The organism is Micromonospora sp. MP36, from assembly GCF_008119785.1.
Lineage (GTDB): Bacteria > Actinomycetota > Actinomycetes > Mycobacteriales > Micromonosporaceae > Micromonospora.
In genome coordinates, this window is sequence record NZ_VSFA01000297.1 from 1 (window position 1) to 554 (window position 554).

The 554-nt window shown below is 73.8% G+C and carries 1 protein-coding gene; it reads left to right on the top strand.

Going from position 1 to position 554, the window contains the following annotated elements:
- A partial coding sequence (locus tag FXF52_RS41250) for a phosphopantetheine-binding protein (protein WP_148805077.1) occupies positions 1–554 on the top strand: 554 nt, incomplete at both ends.

Sequence of the window (554 nt, forward strand, 5' to 3'; positions counted from 1 at the left end):
CTGTACCGTAGTGGTGACATCGCCCGCCGTCGGCTGGACGGGAGCCTGGAGTTCGTCGGCCGGGCCGACGACCAGGTCAAGATCCGCGGCTTCCGCGTGGAGTTGGGCGAGATCGAGGCCGCTCTCGCCGCGATCGACGGCGTCCGCGAGGCGCGCGTGCTGCTGCGCGGCGACATCCTGGTCGCGTACCTGACCCCGGACGGTCAGCTGCCCGCGCCGGCCCAGCTGCGCGCCGCGCTGTCGGTCGGACTGCCCGAGTACATGATCCCGGCCGCGTTCGTGCCCTTGGACAAGCTGCCGCTGACCGTCAACGGCAAGCTCGACCGCAGGGCCCTGCCCGCGCCGGACGCCCAGGCCCTGCCCACCGGGGCCGCCTACGTCGCGCCACGTACCCCGGACGAGGACCGGATCGCCGCGATCTGGGCTGCGGTCCTGGGCGTCGAGCGGGTCGGCATCCACGACTCGTTCTTCGACCTCGGCGGCCACTCCATCCGCGCCGTCACCCTCGTCGGGGCCCTGCGCGACGCCGGCTACCCGGCCGCCATCCGCGACGT